Source organism: Ottowia flava (assembly GCF_008017535.1).
In the GTDB taxonomy this organism is placed as follows: domain Bacteria; phylum Pseudomonadota; class Gammaproteobacteria; order Burkholderiales; family Burkholderiaceae_C; genus Ottowia; species Ottowia flava.
The window spans coordinates 357,724-373,113 of record NZ_VRUA01000003.1 but is presented as its reverse complement, the minus strand read 5'-3'; the positions used below and the strand labels follow the sequence as shown (position 1 = coordinate 373,113).

Below are 15,390 nucleotides of genomic sequence, written 5' to 3'. Positions count from 1 at the left end.
ACCACCCTGCGTTTGACGCCTACCACTGCGTGCACCGAATGTTGGTGGCCACCAATACGCTGTCAGAGCTAGAGTTAGCAAAGTTGCGAATTCTAGACTATTACCTCTCTTTCCCAGCAGAAGTGGCGCACATACAATTACCCCGAGAGTATATGCGGATTAAAAAGGTGGCGAGTAGCATAAAGAACGAGTATCGAGGGCCGGTCAACGGCAGAATGGCTTTCCGCGACATGGAATTGATTCAAAATTCTGCCGCTCGCCTACTAGCCGCCTCTGAAGTATTTGACCCAAAAAGACTAGAATCTGGCATTGTTCTAAGAACAAGTAAAAATTTGCCAGATACACTCTCAGAACTAAAATCCAATTCACCAGGAAGCAATGAAGCACACACAGAAGTGCTTAACTTCATACTGGACAAACTGGGTAAAATGCAACTCACGGGACCAGGCGGGATTAAGCAACGCACCGGACTGATGGAGCACCGATATGACGTTATTTAAGCCCACCTTAATTGTAAATCATTTGACAGTGATCAAAGACGCTCGTGTGGTGCTCGAAATTCAATTCCACAAAGGGCTAAACATAATTCGAGGACACAATAGTTCCGGAAAGACCACGGCGCTAGATTTCATTGCATACACCATGGGAGCCGAAGACATTCCATGGAAAAAGGAGTCGCTTTTATGCGACTACTCCGTTCTCGACGTTTCCCTGAATGGGGAAAATGTTACTCTACGTCGAGACATCTCTGAGAAGAGGCAGCAACCACTTTACATCTACTGGGGACAGATGGCCGAGGCGCTGACTGCACCAATCGTCGAATGGGAGCAATATCCTTTTCGGCGTAGCTCAAACAAGCTCAGTTTCACTCAGATTCTTCTACAAGCACTGGGCCTCCCTGAGGCACAAGGGGATGGTGCATCAAATCTAACAATGCACCAGTTTCTTAGAGTGATCTACGCCGATCAGCCATCTCTTCATAGTCCAATTTTTAGGATCGACTCGTTCGACAGCGCATTGACCCGAGAGACAGTTGGAAACTATCTTTCTGGCACCTACAATGAAGAGCTATATTCAGCTCAGTTATCTCGGAGAAATTTTGAGAAAGATTTGTCTCAAGCGGAATCGGAACTAAAAAGCATATTTCACGTCTTGGCAAAGTCAGATCAATATGTAGATTTGGAGCACTTTGGTCAACAGATTCTCGACGCTCAACGTCGGCGAGCTACTCTCCTTGAAGAAGTCAGACTCTTGAAGGCGGAGCGAACAATAAAGAGTGATCAACGGCGCTCCGAAGACGACGGCGCGACACGCGCTTCTCTCGATTCCGCAAAAAAGGAATTGGCTTCGACGATGGACACCATCGTCCGCATTGAGTTAGAGATAGCCGATTCCCGGAAATTCATTGAAGAAGTGACCTCACGACTTAAAAGCCTTGATGAATCGCAGGACGCTCGCAGCTACTTCGGCTCGATTGTCTTCAACTTTTGCCCCTGTTGCCTCGCAGAGCTCAAAGTCGGAAATGGTGAAGTATGTGTCCTATGCAAAAACCCTATGGATGGCAACGCCGGCGAGGTTCAAATTCTTCGCATGCGCAATGAACTGCTTTTGCAGCTAAAGGAATCCGAGGGAATAATTCAAATTCGAGAAAATGAAGTTCGAGCGCTTCGCCTCAACGCTCCCGAGCTTAAACAGACCCTTAGAATTTTAGAACAACGATACATAGAGCTTAACCAATTCTGGTCAAGTGAACTCGAGCTTTCCTTGGAAAATGCGTCGAGAGAGATTGGCTCTTTAGATCGGGAAATTACATCACTCTATGAAAATCAACGACTTGCTAGTGTCATCAAGGATCTTCAGGCTCGTCGCGATGATTTACAGCAGACCATTCATGCGCTCGATTCGAGTATTGAGGTGCTGCTAGTTTCTCAGGAAGATCGTAAATCACAAGTTTTCTACGCGGTTGCTAGCGCATTGAGTCGACTGCTCAAGAAAGACCTCTATCGGCAACAGGAATTCCGAACCGCAGAGCAGGTGCATTTCAGTTTTATTGACAATCAAATAATTATTGACGGGTCCGCCAAGTTCTCTGAAAGTTCTACAGCAGTACTTCGCCATCTATTTCATCTTGCACTACTCACAGCTTCTACCGAAATCCCGACGATGCGATTTCCACGCTTCTTAATCTTGGATGGCATTGAAGATGGCGGCATGGAGCGTCCGCGAGCTTATCGGCTACAAGAAATCATCGCCGAAGAGTGTTCCACCTATGAGGTGGACTTCCAAGTCATCATTGCAACGTCCCAAATTGCGCCGTCGCTGAATGTCGAGGAATTCGTGGTCGGGCGAGCGTTCACAGAAGATCAGCGCGCGCTTGCGATTCTTTGACCCACATTGAAATATCGCGCCACAGGGGCGCAGGGAGGTCGCCTTCAAGGCTGATTCAACGCACCAAACCTGAAGCGGTCATCGAATAGAACGGCAATACAGACTGTGCTTCTGTGATCGTCACCCTCACCCCACCACCCTCCCCTCACCCCACCACCCTCCCCTCACCACTCAAAAACGCCACGCGCACAACCTGCCCTGGGTACAGCTGTTCCACGGCCGCGCGGTAGCGGCTGAGTTGGGCTTGCAGGGTGGCGTCGCGCTCGGGATGGGCCGCGCTTTTGTAGTCCAGCACCCACCAGGCTTCGGGTTCGTCGTCGGTGGCGCGGCGGCGGACGAGGCGGTCGATGCGCAGGCGCTCGCCTTGGTGGGTCAGTTCGACCTCGTTGAAGGCTTCCAGCACGTGGTCGGGGGACCAGGCCCAGGCGCCGGCGCCGGTGTAGATGCGGCGGGCCAGGGCGTCGGCGCGGGCGGCCTGGTCGGCGCTGAGGGCGAAGCGGGTCAGTGCTTGCGTCAGCCTTTCGGCGCGCCAGCCACCAGGGCCGTCGGCGGCGTTTTCCAGCAACCAGTGCATGGCTTCGCCGAGGCGGGATGCGTCGGTCTTTTCGGTGACGGGCGTGGCGTCTGTCGCAACGCCATGTGCTACGTTTTCAGGAGCTGTCCGCGCAATTGGTTGTAAGGCCGGCGGCAGATCCAGCATGCAAAACCGGTTGGGCGACGACGCTGGGTCGGGCGTGGCGGCGGGGGCCGAGTCGGGCGCGTCCAACGTGTCGGCCAGGGGCTCGATGCGCTGCCACCAGCTGCTGGCGGGGACGTGGTGCGGGGTGACGCCGGACAGCACCAGGCGCTGGCGCGCGCGGGTCATGGCGACGTACAGCGCGTTCAGCTCTTCGCGCGCCTGGGCGGCGGCTTCTTCGCCCGCCAGATCGGCGGCGCTGGGCGGCGGGGCGTTGGTGTTGGCCAGGAAGACGAACTGGGTGGGCGCGGCGGCGTCGCCGGGCCAGTCGATCAGCGCGCCGGGCTCGCCGCGGTTGGCGAGGCCCGCGGCGCTGTCGACCAGCAGCACTTCTTCGGCCTCCAGCCCCTTGGCGCCGTGCACGGTGAGCAGTTGTACCGCTTCGGGCGCGGCGTGGCGCGGCGCCATCAAGCGTTGGCGGCGCAGCGCGCGCACCCATTGGTAGGCAGTCAAGAAGCGGCCGCCCTGCACTTGCAGCGCGGCGCCCAATAAGGCGCGCAGCTGGGCGACGGTGTGGTCGCGCTCGGCCGGCGGCGCGGCGGCGGCAAAGCGCGCCAGCGCGTCGCGGTGGCTGTAGATGGCCTGCAGCGCGTCGTGCGGCGGCAGGCTGAGCAGCCAAGCCTGATAAATCATCAAATCGGCGTGCAGCCCTACAGCGTACTGCGCGGGCAGCTTCACTTTTGGTAGCGCATCCAGCCAGGCGGGAGCAGCCTGGTCGGGCGCGGCGGAGCGTTCGGCCTGCACGGCCAGCGCGATCTGGGTCAGCGCGACGTCGTCCAGGCCGAACAGTGGCGACTTCAGCGCCTGTGCCAGCGCCAGGTCGTTACCGGGCGAGACCAGCGCGTCGACCAGGGCCAGCACATCTTTAACCGGCGCCAGCTCGCCCAGCACCTGCTGTTCGGGCTGTTCACACGCGATGCCAAGCTGGCGCAGCTCGGTCTGCAGCAGGCCCAGCGGCCGGCGTTTGCGCGCCAGCACCATGATGTCTTTGGGCGCACGCCCATTGGCCACGCGCGCGGCGATCCAGCGCGCGGCCTGGCGCGCTTCCAGCATGCCGAGCTTTTCTTCCAGCGCGACGCGCGGGGTGCTGAGGCTGTCGCGCCAGGCTGGGCCTTGGTCTTCACCGCCATCGTCGCCGCCGCGCGCGGCCTTGGGCGGGCGCGGGATCAGCGGCAGCGCGTCGACCGCGCCGGTGACGGCCGACTGCGTGGTGTGGGCGCGGTAGCCGCTGAATTCGCCCGCGGTTTGCGCGGCCAGCATGACGTCGTTGACGCTGCCGAGCACGCGCGTGGCGTTGCGGTGCGTGTGGTCGCAAGCCAGGCGGTCGCCGCCCAGCGCGTGCACGACGAAGTCTTGCGCGGCCGTAAACACGCGCGGGTCGGCACGGCGGAAGCGGTAAATGCTTTGCTTGGGGTCGCCCACGATGAAGACGCTGGGCGGTGTTTGGCCGCCACCGGCGCCGACATAGCTTTCCAGCCAGGCGTGCAGCGCCTGCCATTGCAGCGGGTTGGTGTCCTGAAACTCGTCGATCAGCAGGTGGCGCACGCGCGCGTCCAGGCGCTCTTGCACCCAACCGCTGAGGAAGGGGTCGGACAGCAGGGTGAGCGCGGCGCGTTCGACGTCGCTCATGTCGACCCAGCCGCGTTCGCGCTTGAGCTGGCTGAGCGCCGCGATCATCGGCCGCGTGAGGCGCGCCATGCGCAGGTGGTGGTCGCGCGCGGTTTGCTGGTGCTCGGCTTTCAAGAGCGCCAGCAGCTCTTCCTGCGCGGCGCGCACGTCGGCGATGGCGGCCAGCTTGTCGCTGAAGCGGCGCGGCTCGCCCCCCTTGGTCAGCAGCGCGTCTTGCACGCCGGGCCAGTTTTGGTCGGCCAGTGCCTGGCGCAGCTTCGCGCCGGCTTCGGCATAGGTGCGGGCGCCGGGCGCCAGCGCGTCGGCGGCGGCCGTCAGCAGAGCGCGACCGGGCTCGCGCACCAGCAGCCAGTCGGACGGCGCGGCGACGCCGGCCAGGCGCGGGTACACCGCATCGAACGCGGGCACGGCACTGTCCACGCAACCGACTTCGTCGGCCAGCGCAAATTCGACGCGGCGGGCCAGCGCCGATTCCAGCGCGGCGTGCGTGCGGGAGCGGCCCAGCGCCTGTACCAGCGCGGCGTAGTCGGCGCGCAGGCTTTCGTCGCGCGCGACCTGGCCGAGGTAGCGGCGCCAGACTTCGGCGACGGCGTCCTGGTCGTCTTCCAGCAGCTCGTAGGCCGAGGGCAGGCCCAGGTCTTGCAGCACCTGCAAAGGCGCGCTGCGCAGCAAGGCGGCGAACCAGCTGTGGAAGGTGCGGATTTGCACCGTGCGGCCGTAAGCCAGCAGCGCTTTATACAAATTTTGTAGCTGCTCGCGCTTATCCGTGGCGGGCTGCAGGTCGATTCCACGCATGATCAGCTCATTGACCAGGCGCTGGTGCCACGCGGCTTCGGTTTCAGCCGGGCTGCCTTTGTCAGCGTCGGCCGGGCGCGGGCGGGCGAAGTCGCTCAGCCACTGCTGCAGGCGCTCGCGCATTTCGCCCGCCGCCTTTTTGGTGAAGGTGATGGCCAGGATCTCTTGCGGCTCGGCCCCTTCCAGCAGCGCGCGCAGGATGCGCGACACCAGCATCCAGGTCTTGCCGGCGCCGGCGCAGGCTTCCACCGCCACGCTGCGCCGCGGGTCGCAGGCGATGGCGTAAAAGGCTTCGCGCGTGCAGGGCGCGCCGTTGTGTTCGTAGGCGGGGTTGCTCACCACATGTCCTTTCGGCACAGGCCGCGGGCGTCGCACCAGTCACACACCGAGCCTTCGCCCAGAGCGGGCAGCGGCGCGCCGGCGGCGATGCGCGCCATGTCGTCGCGCATGCCGCCCAACAGCTGGTGGGCCAGGGCGGGCAGGTTCTTCAGTTCGTACAGCTTGGGCGCTTCGCGCTCGGCCAGGTTGAGGTAGGCGGCGCGCGGCGCGGCGGCGCCGGACAGCAGCGCGTAGAAGGGCAGCTGCGTGTCTTCGTTGCCGGCGGCGACGCGGTCTTTGCTGCGCTCGGCGCGCTCGGTCTTGTAGTCGATCAGCATGGGCGCGCCGTCGGGCTGGCGGTCGACGCGGTCCAGGCGGCCGAACAGGGCCAAGCCCGCTGGCTCGGCGCGCAGTGCGGTTTCGGCGGATTCGAACGCCATGCCGGTCCGCTGGTAGTCGCTGAACCATTGCAGGTAAGCGTCGCGCAGACCCGGCCAGGCCACGCTGAAGGGCATGAATTCGCCCTCGTCCAGCCCCAAACCCAGATCGCGCATGGCCTGCGCGGCGGCGGCTTCCATCAGCGTCAGGCGGTCGGCAGCGGGGTCGGCCTGCAGCGCTTCATGAAAGTGGCGCAGCACGGCGTGGACCCAGTTGCCCCAGTCGCGCTTGTCGATGTCGACGTCCAGCTCACCTTCGGCGCGCAAGCCGAGCTGGTGCAGTGCGAAGAAGCGGTACGGGCAGGCGCGCAGCATTTCGTAGCTGCTGGCCGACAAGGGCTTGGGCGGCAGCGCGGCGCCGCTGGGCGCTGGGCGCAGCTGGGGCGTGGCGGTCAGTGTGCGGGTCGGGCGCGGGTCGGTGCCAGGCTGCGGGGGCGTGGCGGCGGTCAGGCCCATTTGCAAGGCCTGCACCAGGGGTGAAGGCGAAAGGTGTTCGCCGCTGTCGTCGCTGGTGCGCCACAGGATGTCGACCTGCGGTACACGCAAGACGAGGCGCCAAGCGGCGGCCTGCGCATCGCGCAGCTGTTCACGCGACGGCAGATGCAAGGCGACGCGCTGCGCGGCGCTCCAGGGGCCAGGCGGCTCAGGCATGGCGGGCAGGCGCCGTTCATCCGCGCCGGGCACCACCAGTGCGGCAAACGGCCGCCCCAGCAGCTGGCTCATCGGGAGAACAACGACCGGTGCGTTCGGCACGACCGGTGGGCGGAAGCTGGCGGCTTCGAGCGTGTCGGACGCCCAGCGCGTGAACTCCGCCAGGCCCACACGGCGCTGAGCGGCGGGCCATTGTTGCCAGGCGTTCAGCGCCGCATCACCCAAACCCAGCGCATCGATGAGGGCGGCTCCGGCGGAATCGCCCGCCAGTGCTGGCCACACGCCTGCGGCTTGCAACAGGCTGCGCACCTGCGTCAACCAGTGGCCGAGCGTCTGCCGCCCATCCATGGGCGCACGCCAGGCTTCAACCTGCGCTACCAGGTCCTGCGAGCTCGAAGCGGTGACGCTGGCCTCCATCCAGCTGCGCACGGGCTGTCGGCGCAGTGCTTGCTCCAGACGCCGGACGGCGCCGGCATCGAATGCCGGGGCCAGTTTGAGCGCGTCGAGCACCGCGTCGGTGCTGGCCATGGGCGCGCAGGCCTGCAACAGCGCATGCAGTTGCGCGGCAGCGTGGGTGGTGGAGAGCTTCCAGCCCGTTTCGTCGCGCAACGGAACACCGCGTGCCGCCAGCAGCGCCGTAATGCGCCGGGTGAGCACGCGGTCGCCCGCGCTCAGCGCCACCGGCACCCGGCCGGCCGCGAGGTGCTGGAGCACGCAGGCGGCGGCGCGCTCGGCCTCGTCTTCACCGTCGGCGCAGGTGTGCAGTGCCACCGTGCCATTCGCCGCGCCGATCTGCGGCTGCAGAACCACGGTCTGCTCAAAATAATGCTGCGCCAAACTGGTGGTCAGCGGGTCGGCCTGCAGCCCTTCCACGATGAACAGCGCATCCAGTTCGTTCGCCACCCGCTGGGTGAACAGCACATCGGTGGCGTAGTCGGAGTTGGCCGCCCAGGCCACGGCAATGCGCCCCAGCGCCGCTTCCAGCGCCAACGGCCCATCACCCATCGGCGGCAAGGCCTGACGCGCATGGTCAGCCCAGTCCGGCCGCATCGCCGCCGGCACGCTGGCCGCCATCTGACCGAGTTGCGAGGCCAGCTCAACCAGCGGGCCCGCCAGCAGGCCGCGCTGCGCGCCCAGGCCCGCCCCGTCCAGCAGCGAACCGGCGGCGAGCAGGTCGCGGCCACGGTCGAAGCTCAGGTCGCTCGGCCCTGGTTGAAAGGTGCCAACCCGCGAAGCCCAGTTGCGCGTGGTCTCGAAGCGCGGCACAAAGCCGCTCGCAAACTGCTCGGCCCACAGGCGCGTGGCCAGCGGCATCAACTGCGCGTAGGGCAGCAGCACCACCGTACGCGCGGGATGGGCTCCGAGTTCGCGCAGCTGGACAGCAATGTCCGTGAGCAGGCGGGTCCAGGTCGCCCGGACAGCGTTGCCGCCGGCCGGATCATCGAATTCAGCTATGTCCGTCATAGCAATGCTGGCGCGGGCGCCGAGGGCTTGAACAAGGGGTTTCTGTCACAATGAAAGCACTTTATCCGGTCAACCAGACCGATCATTCCTAGGATTTGCCCATGGCCAGCGATTTGATCAAACACGTGAGCGACAGCTCGTTCGAAACCGATGTCCTGCAGTCTTCCAAGCCGGTGCTGGTGGACTTCTGGGCCGAGTGGTGCGGCCCCTGCAAGGCGATTGCGCCGACGCTGGACGAGTTGGCCAAGACCTACGACGGCAAGCTGCAGATCGCCAAGATCAACGTGGATGAGAACCGCAGTGTGCCGGCCAAGTTTGGGATCCGCGGCATCCCGACGCTGATGGTGTTCAAGGATGGCCAACTGGCCGCTACCAAGGTCGGCGCCATGACCAAGGCGCAACTCGCCCAATTCATCGACCAGCAACTGGCCTGATCTGAAAGCTCGCACGCTGCCGGCCATGTTCTGAGCTTGGCGGCGTGCGTCCGGCAATCATGGTGCCGGCATTTTTCCTGTCATAATTCCTCTCCAAGGCGAGCGCGCAGTTGAGCGCTTGCCTCGCGCCCTGGCACACAGGATGCGAGCTTCCAGACCCGCTCCGGGTCTGCCCAACTCCCCCAGATTTGATTTTCGATAGCCTGTTGATTGGCCCCTTGCGCCGATCCTCCGCTTGCACCACCGCAGGACACCCTCCATGCATCTGAATGAACTGAAAGCGCTGCACGTCTCCGAACTGCTCAAGCAGGCCGAGACGCTGGAGATCGACAACGCCGGCCGCATGCGCAAGCAGGAGCTGATGTTCGCCATCATCAAGAAGCGCGCCAAGGCCGGCGAACAGGTCTTTGCCGACGGCGTGCTGGAAATCCTGCCCGATGGCTTCGGCTTTCTGCGCAGCCCAGACACGAGCTTCACGGCCAGCACCGACGACATCTACATCAGCCCGAGCCAGGTGCGCCGCTTCAACCTGCACACCGGCGACATGATCGAGGGCGAGGTGCGCATTCCCAAGGATGGCGAACGCTACTTTGCGCTGACCAAGCTGGACGCCGTGAACGGCGGCCCGCCGGAACAGAACAAGCACAAGGTGATGTTCGAAAACCTGACGCCACTGTTCCCGCGCGAGCAAATGAAGCTTGAACGCGACAACTTCAAGGGCGAGGAAAACATCACTGGCCGCGTGATCGACGTGATCGCGCCGATCGGCAAAGGCCAGCGCGCGCTGATCGTGGCCCCGCCCAAGAGTGGCAAGACGGTGATGATGCAGACCATCGCCCACGCCATCGCGGCCAATTACCCCGACAGCCACATGATGGTTCTGCTGGTCGACGAGCGCCCCGAAGAAGTGACCGACATGCAACGCTCGGTCAAGGCCGAAGTGATCGCGTCGACCTTCGACGAGCCAGCCGCTCGCCACGTGCACGTGGCCGAAATGGTGATAGAGCGGGCCAAGCGCCTGGTCGAGCTGAAAAAGGACGTGGTGATCCTGCTCGACTCGATCACCCGCTTGGCGCGGGCCTACAATAACGTCGTTCCTTCTTCCGGAAAGGTGCTGACCGGCGGCGTGGATGCGAACGCCCTGCACCGCCCGAAGCGATTCCTGGGTGCCGCCCGCAATGTGGAAGAAGGCGGCAGCCTGACCATCATCGCGACTGCCTTGATCGACACCGGCAGCCGCATGGACGAGGTGATCTTCGAGGAGTTCAAGGGCACCGGCAACAGTGAGATCCATCTGGACCGCCGCCTGTACGAAAAGCGTGTGTTCCCCTCAATCCAGCTCAACCGCAGCGGCACCCGTCGTGAAGAACTGCTGCTGGCACCCGAGGTGCTGCAAAAGACCCGAATCCTGCGCCAGTTCATGTACAACATGGACGAGATTGAGGCGATGGAAATGGTGCTGAAATCCATGAAGGCCACCAAGACGAACGTCGAGTTCTTCGACATGATGCGCCGGGGCGGCTGAAGCACCTCGTTCCGCTCGCAGAACTCTCGCTGCACCGGAATCGGCCTCCTTCGAGGCAATTTCGGTGCAGATTGCCTTGTTCCAACCAGTTCTTTTATAATTGCCGGTTTCGCGGAAAGTACGCTGGATGGTCCGGCACGGCTCCCGCAGCGACCCCAAGGAATTCATCATGCGTGAAGGCATTCACCCCAATTACCGCGAAGTGCTGTTCGTTGACCTGTCGAACGGCTTCAAGTTCGTGACGCGTTCGTGCGTCAACACCAAGGAAACCGAGACCTTCGAGGGCAAGGACTATCCGCTGTACAAGCTGGATACCTCGAGCGAATCGCACCCTTTCTACACCGGCACGCAGAAGTCGGTGGACAACATGGGTGGTCGCGTCGAGAAGTTCCGCAACCGCTACGGCAAGGTGGCCCGCTAAAATCCAGCGGCGCCAGATTTCCCGCCTGGTCAGGGCAGCACGGGCAACCGCGCTGCCCTTTTTCTTATCCGATACGGCTTGGCGGCGACCTGTGTGTCGCGCGCCCACTGACGTCACGCTTGAACCAGCCGAACCCCGCCATCGTCGCCCAGGACGCCGTTCGACGCCTTCCTCGCTGGGCGCTGCTGTTGCTGTGCCTGGCCTACGTGGTGCCCGGCTACATCGGTCGCGAGCCCTGGAAGAACGCGGACATCGCCGCGTTCGGCTACATGCTGGAGCTCGCCAAATCCAGTGATCTCGCTTTCTGGCTGAAGCCCACACTGATGGGGCAGCCGGCCGATGCTGGCGCCCTGCTGCCCTACTGGCTGGGCGCCTGGGCGATCCAATTGGCGCCGAGTTGGGTGCCTTCCGAACTGGCGGTGCGCCTGCCCTTCGTGGCCATGCTGGCGATGACGCTGGCCGGCACCTGGTATGCGGTCTACTATCTGGCGCGCCAGCCCAGCGCTCAGCCGGTGGCGTTTGCCTTTGGCGGCGAGGCCGAACCGACCGACTACGCCCGGGCGCTTGCGGATGGCAGCCTGCTCGCCCTGGTCGCGACGCTGGGCCTGGCCCAGTTCTCCCATGAAACCACGCCAGCGCTGGCGCAGCTGTTTTTCGGCGTGCTGGTGTTCTTCGGGTTTGCGGCCGCCTATTACCGCCCCAACCGCGCCACGCTCGCCCTGTTGGTCGGCCTGCCAGGCCTGGCCCTGTCGGGTGCGCCGGCAACTTCTGTGTTCTACGGCAGCATCGTCCTGCTGGCCCTTCTGACGCCCGGGCTGACCCTGACCGAGCCGCGCGTTCGGCGCCGATTGGTCTGGGTGCTGGTGCTCGCACTGGCGGTCACGCTGGTGCTCAGCAGCACTTTGGACCTCTGGCGCTGGCGCATTGCCCCGCTGCGCACCCGCTGGGACGACTGGCGCGCCGTGGCCAACCTGTTCCTGTGGTTCACCTGGCCGGTCTGGCCGTTGGTGGTGTGGACGTTGTGGCGGTGGCGGCGCCAGTTGCTGGACTTGCGTGTGTACCGCCACCTGGGCTTGCCGCTGCTGCTGGCCAGCGTGCCGGTCACGTCCGCGCTGGCCACCACGGCCGGCGACCGCGCCCTGTTGCTGGCACTGCCCGCGCTGGCAGCCTTGGCCGCATTCGCGCTGCCCACCTTCCGGCGCAGCATGTCGGCGCTGATCGACTGGTTCACCCTGCTTTTTTTCACCGGCTGGGCGATCATCATCTGGGTGGTCTGGGTGGCCATGCAGACCGGCGTGCCGGCCAAGCCGGCCGCCAATGTCGCCAAGCTGGCCCCGGGTTTCGAGCCAGTCTTCCAGTGGCCAGCTTTCGTCGCCGCACTGGTCGGCACCGTCGCCTGGGCGGCGCTGGCGCGCTGGCGCACCGGGCGCCACCGCACGGCCTTATGGAAGAGCCTGGTGCTGCCCGCGGCGGGCGCCACACTGTGCTGGCTGCTGCTCATGACGCTCTGGCTGCCGGCACTGGACTACGGGCGCAGCTTCGCGCCCCAGATCCGGGATGTCCGCCGCATCATCGGTGATACACCTTGCGTCGAGGTTTATGGTCTGTCCATACCGCAGGTCGTTGGGGTGCGTTTCCATGGCGGCTGGACAACCGTGCCAATCAACGGGGCGACCTCGTGCCCCTGGCTGCTGGTGGACGTCGATGCCCAGGCCGACCTGCCGACCGTCATCGAGTCCAGCGTATGGCAATTGGTCGATCGCGTGCGCCGCCCCACGGACGACAACGAAACGCTGTTGGTGATGCGGCGCTCTGCAGCACCTTGATACTCCTTTTTTCATAGCTGCCAGCGCAGATGGTTGTAGGGCATACGCCCGTTTTCCCTTGATTTCCCTGGTCCATTCCCGTCTTCACCGCCATCTGGACGAGCTGAAACACATCGCGCGCCACGCCGGGGTAGTGTTGGCAGGGCAGCTGGCGGTGATGGCGTTTGGCGTTACCGACACCGTGGTGGCGGCGCGCTACTCCGAAGCAGCGCTGGCGGCGCTGTCGGTGGGCACCGCGGTGTACATCAGCGTGTACGTGGGTCTGATGGGCATCTTGCAGGCCCTGCTGCCGGTCTGGGCAGAACTACACGGCGCGCGCCGCGCGGCCGACGTCGGCCCTTCGGTGCGGCAGGCACTCTACGTCTGCTGCCTGACCATTGTGCTCGGCATGGCGGTGCTGCTGGCGCCTGGGCCGCTGCTGAATGCCACCGACGTGCCCGCGTCGCTCCAGCTGGAAGTGCGCCGCTACCTCGCGGTACTGGCCTGGGCGCTGCCGCCAGCCCTGCTGTTTCGCCTGTTCAGCACACTCAACCAGAGCCTGGGTCACCCGCGGCTGGTGTCCGTGCTGCAGGTCGGATCGCTGCTGCTCAAGGTGCCCTTGTCAGTCTGGTTCGCCTTCGGCGGCTGGGGCTTGAGCCCGCAGGGTGCCGTCGGCTGCGCGTGGGCCACGCTGGTAGTCAACTTCGCCCTGCTGGGGGTGGCCGCCTGGCTGCTGCGCACGCAGCGCCTCTATACCCCTTATGCGCTGTGGCGCCGGATGGAGCCGCCCGATTGGCGGCAGATTGGCGCCTTTCTGCGACTGGGTGTGCCTGCCGGACTGGCCGTGATGGTGGAAGTGACCTCGTTCGCGCTGATGGCGCTGTTCATCGCACGCCTGGGAACCACGGCGTCGGCCAGCCATCAGGTCGCCTCCAACGTCGCCGCGGTGCTCTACATGACGCCTTTGGCACTGGGCATCGCCGCCAGCGCCCGCACCAGCTACTGGCTGGGCGCCAACGAGATCGGGCGAGCGGGCCAAACAGCTTGGCTCGGACTGGCCGCAGCCGGTGTGATCGCGGCGGGTTTCTCAGCCCTGTTGGCTTTCTCGGCACCGCTGGTGGCGCGGCTGTATGTTTCTGAACCTGTCGTTCTGGCGGCGGTCGTGGCGCTGTTGCCCTGGGTGGCGCTCTACCACCTGGGCGACGCGCTGCAAGCAGTGGCGCTGTTTCTGTTGCGCAGCTACCGTATCACCATGACGCCTCTGCTGGTCTACGGAGTGCTGTTGTGGGGCCTTGGTCTGAGCGGGGGTTACTGGCTGGCTTATGAAGGCATCGGTCCGTGGCCCGCACTGTTCCAGGCGCGCGCGTTCTGGATCACGAGTTCGGTCGCGCTGGGCGCGGTGGCGCTGCTGCTGACCGCAATCCTGGCCATTGCCACGCGTCGCGCTACGCTGCAGGGGTGATCGCCGCGCCCGGCAACGGTCGCACCCGCGCGTCCGGAAACACGAGGCTGAAGGTCGATCCCTTGCCCAATTCGCTGACCGCCTGAAGCTCACCGCCATGGCGCTGCGCCACATGCTTGGCGATGGCCAGACCAAGGCCAGTGCCTCCCGACTCTCGCGAGCGGCTGCGGTCCACCCGGTAGAAGCGCTCTCCGATACGCGCCAAATGCTGAGGCGCAATGCCGGCGCCGGTGTCCGTCACCGCGAGCCGCACATGGCCTGCGGGCGTGCGCTCCCAGCGCACATGGATCGAGCCGCCTGCCGGCGTATAGCGCACCGCGTTGTTGATCAGGTTCGACACAGCGCTGCGCAGCTCACTCGCCGAACCCGAGAGTCGGAAAGGCGGCGCCGGATCAAACTGCAACGACTGACCTGCGTCGTCGGCATGGAGCAGTTCGGACAGGCCGCGCGCTTCGGCTTCGCACTCGGCCATCAAGGCCCCCAGGTCGATCGATTCCTGGCTGTCGGGCAGCGGGCTGCCCTCCAGGCGTGAAAGCATCAACAGGTCTTTCACGAGCGTCTGCATTCGATCCGCCTGGGTCGCCATCAGTGCGAGATAGTGTTCGCGCTCGGCGTCTGACAAATTGAGCGATTGCAGCGTTTCGACGAACCCGGCGAGCACGGTCAGCGGTGTGCGGATCTCGTGCGACACATTGGCCACGAAGTCTCGCCGCATGGCTTCGGCCTGCGACAGTGCCGTGATGTCGCGCGACAGCAGCAGCTTGTGGTTGTCGCCGTAAGGATGTATCTGGACCGACAGCCGTACCGGACGCGCCGGTGAATCCTCGCGCCCGGCAATGCGCACATCGCGTTTGAAGGCGCCGCTGTTGAAATATGCGGTGAACGCCGGATCGCGCACGAGATTCCCGATGTGCTGGAGCAGGTCGCGCTGCGGGACAAAGCCAAAATGCGCCGACGCCATGTCGTTGAACCATTCGATGCGCCCGTCCGGCGCCAGCACCACGACGCCATTGGGAGACGCCTGGATGGCTGAAAGAAACGCGTGCAGGCGCTCTTCGCTGGCGCAGGCAGCATCCTGCTCCATCCGCAGCGCTCGCGCCGTTCGGTAGGCCGCGTCACCCCACTGCCCGTGAAGGGTGCGCGGCGCGCCGGAGGCTGGTTCGCGAATCCACTTCAGAAAGCGCCGACCGCGCAGAAGTTGCAAAGCCGCCGCTGCCAGGCCGGCCAGTGCAACGCCTGCGACTGCACCCGGCCAGGATTGCCACCACCACCCTGCCAAGCCCGCCATCAATTGCAGCAGCAGCACCAACGCCATATGGGCCATG

The 15,390-nt window shown here is 64.3% G+C and carries 10 protein-coding genes; 7 read left to right on the top strand and 3 right to left on the bottom strand.

What is annotated here, in order from left to right:
• The first annotated feature begins 38 nt into the window (after positions 1–38).
• The gene (locus FVQ98_RS05935; protein WP_187265637.1) at positions 39–500 is read left to right on the top strand and encodes an ABC-three component system middle component 5; all 462 of its coding nucleotides are present in this window, start codon (positions 39–41) and stop codon (positions 498–500) included.
• Positions 487–2,388 (top strand): AAA family ATPase, encoded by a 1,902-nt coding sequence (locus FVQ98_RS20020; RefSeq protein ID WP_147912497.1) that lies wholly within the window; start codon positions 487–489, stop codon positions 2,386–2,388. Before FVQ98_RS05935 ends, FVQ98_RS20020 begins: the two co-directional genes overlap by 14 nt.
• Before the next feature lie 145 nt (positions 2,389–2,533).
• Here FVQ98_RS20020 and FVQ98_RS05925 read toward each other — a convergent pair whose 3' ends face one another.
• Positions 2,534–5,887, bottom strand: a complete 3,354-nt coding sequence (locus FVQ98_RS05925; RefSeq protein ID WP_147912496.1) for a UvrD-helicase domain-containing protein — start codon at positions 5,885–5,887, stop codon at positions 2,534–2,536.
• Positions 5,884–8,418: a PD-(D/E)XK nuclease family protein gene (locus FVQ98_RS05920; RefSeq protein WP_147912495.1), complete on the bottom strand. Its 2,535-nt coding sequence runs from the start codon at positions 8,416–8,418 to the stop codon at positions 5,884–5,886. The genes FVQ98_RS05925 and FVQ98_RS05920 overlap by 4 nt, the downstream gene beginning before the upstream one ends.
• Positions 8,419–8,519: 101 nt before the next feature.
• On the opposite strand from FVQ98_RS05920, the gene trxA reads away from it, so the two are divergent.
• The 5 genes from trxA to FVQ98_RS05895 all read left to right on the top strand — a co-directional run bounded on the left by trxA (position 8,520) and on the right by FVQ98_RS05895 (position 14,065).
• Entirely contained in the window at positions 8,520–8,852 is a 333-nt protein-coding gene (gene trxA, locus FVQ98_RS05915) for a thioredoxin TrxA (protein WP_147912494.1), read from the top strand.
• Between the two features lie 259 nt (positions 8,853–9,111).
• Positions 9,112–10,377: a transcription termination factor Rho gene (gene rho, locus FVQ98_RS05910; RefSeq protein ID WP_147912493.1), complete on the top strand. Its 1,266-nt coding sequence runs from the start codon at positions 9,112–9,114 to the stop codon at positions 10,375–10,377.
• 169 nt (positions 10,378–10,546) lie between these two features.
• Positions 10,547–10,798, top strand: a complete 252-nt coding sequence (locus FVQ98_RS05905) for a type B 50S ribosomal protein L31 (protein ID WP_147912492.1) — start codon at positions 10,547–10,549, stop codon at positions 10,796–10,798.
• 119 nt (positions 10,799–10,917) lie between these two features.
• A complete protein-coding gene (locus tag FVQ98_RS05900) occupies positions 10,918–12,624 on the top strand; it encodes a hypothetical protein (protein ID WP_147912491.1) in 1,707 nt (568 codons plus the stop codon).
• Positions 12,625–12,718: 94 nt separating this feature from the next.
• Positions 12,719–14,065: an MATE family efflux transporter gene (locus FVQ98_RS05895; protein ID WP_147912543.1), complete on the top strand. Its 1,347-nt coding sequence runs from the start codon at positions 12,719–12,721 to the stop codon at positions 14,063–14,065.
• Here FVQ98_RS05895 and phoR read toward each other — a convergent pair.
• On the bottom strand, positions 14,049–15,380 hold the full coding sequence (phoR, locus tag FVQ98_RS05890) for a phosphate regulon sensor histidine kinase PhoR (RefSeq protein ID WP_370512924.1): 1,332 nt from the start codon (positions 15,378–15,380) through the stop codon (positions 14,049–14,051). The two genes, FVQ98_RS05895 and phoR, sit on opposite strands and share 17 nt — an antisense overlap.
• Positions 15,381–15,390 lie beyond the last annotated feature (10 nt).

Bases quoted from the DNA above. Each gene is read 5' to 3' on its own strand.
- FVQ98_RS05935 (WP_187265637.1), top strand. From the start codon at position 39: ATGTTGGTGGCCACCAATACGCTGTCAGAGCTAGAGTTAGCAAAGTTG.
- FVQ98_RS20020 (WP_147912497.1), top strand. From the start codon at position 487: ATGACGTTATTTAAGCCCACCTTAATTGTAAATCATTTGACAGTGATC.
- FVQ98_RS05920 (WP_147912495.1), bottom strand. From the start codon at position 8,418: ATGACGGACATAGCTGAATTCGATGATCCGGCCGGCGGCAACGCTGTC.
- trxA (WP_147912494.1), top strand. From the start codon at position 8,520: ATGGCCAGCGATTTGATCAAACACGTGAGCGACAGCTCGTTCGAAACC.
- rho (WP_147912493.1), top strand. From the start codon at position 9,112: ATGCATCTGAATGAACTGAAAGCGCTGCACGTCTCCGAACTGCTCAAG.
- FVQ98_RS05905 (WP_147912492.1), top strand. From the start codon at position 10,547: ATGCGTGAAGGCATTCACCCCAATTACCGCGAAGTGCTGTTCGTTGAC.
- phoR (WP_370512924.1), bottom strand. From the start codon at position 15,380: ATGGCGTTGGTGCTGCTGCTGCAATTGATGGCGGGCTTGGCAGGGTGG.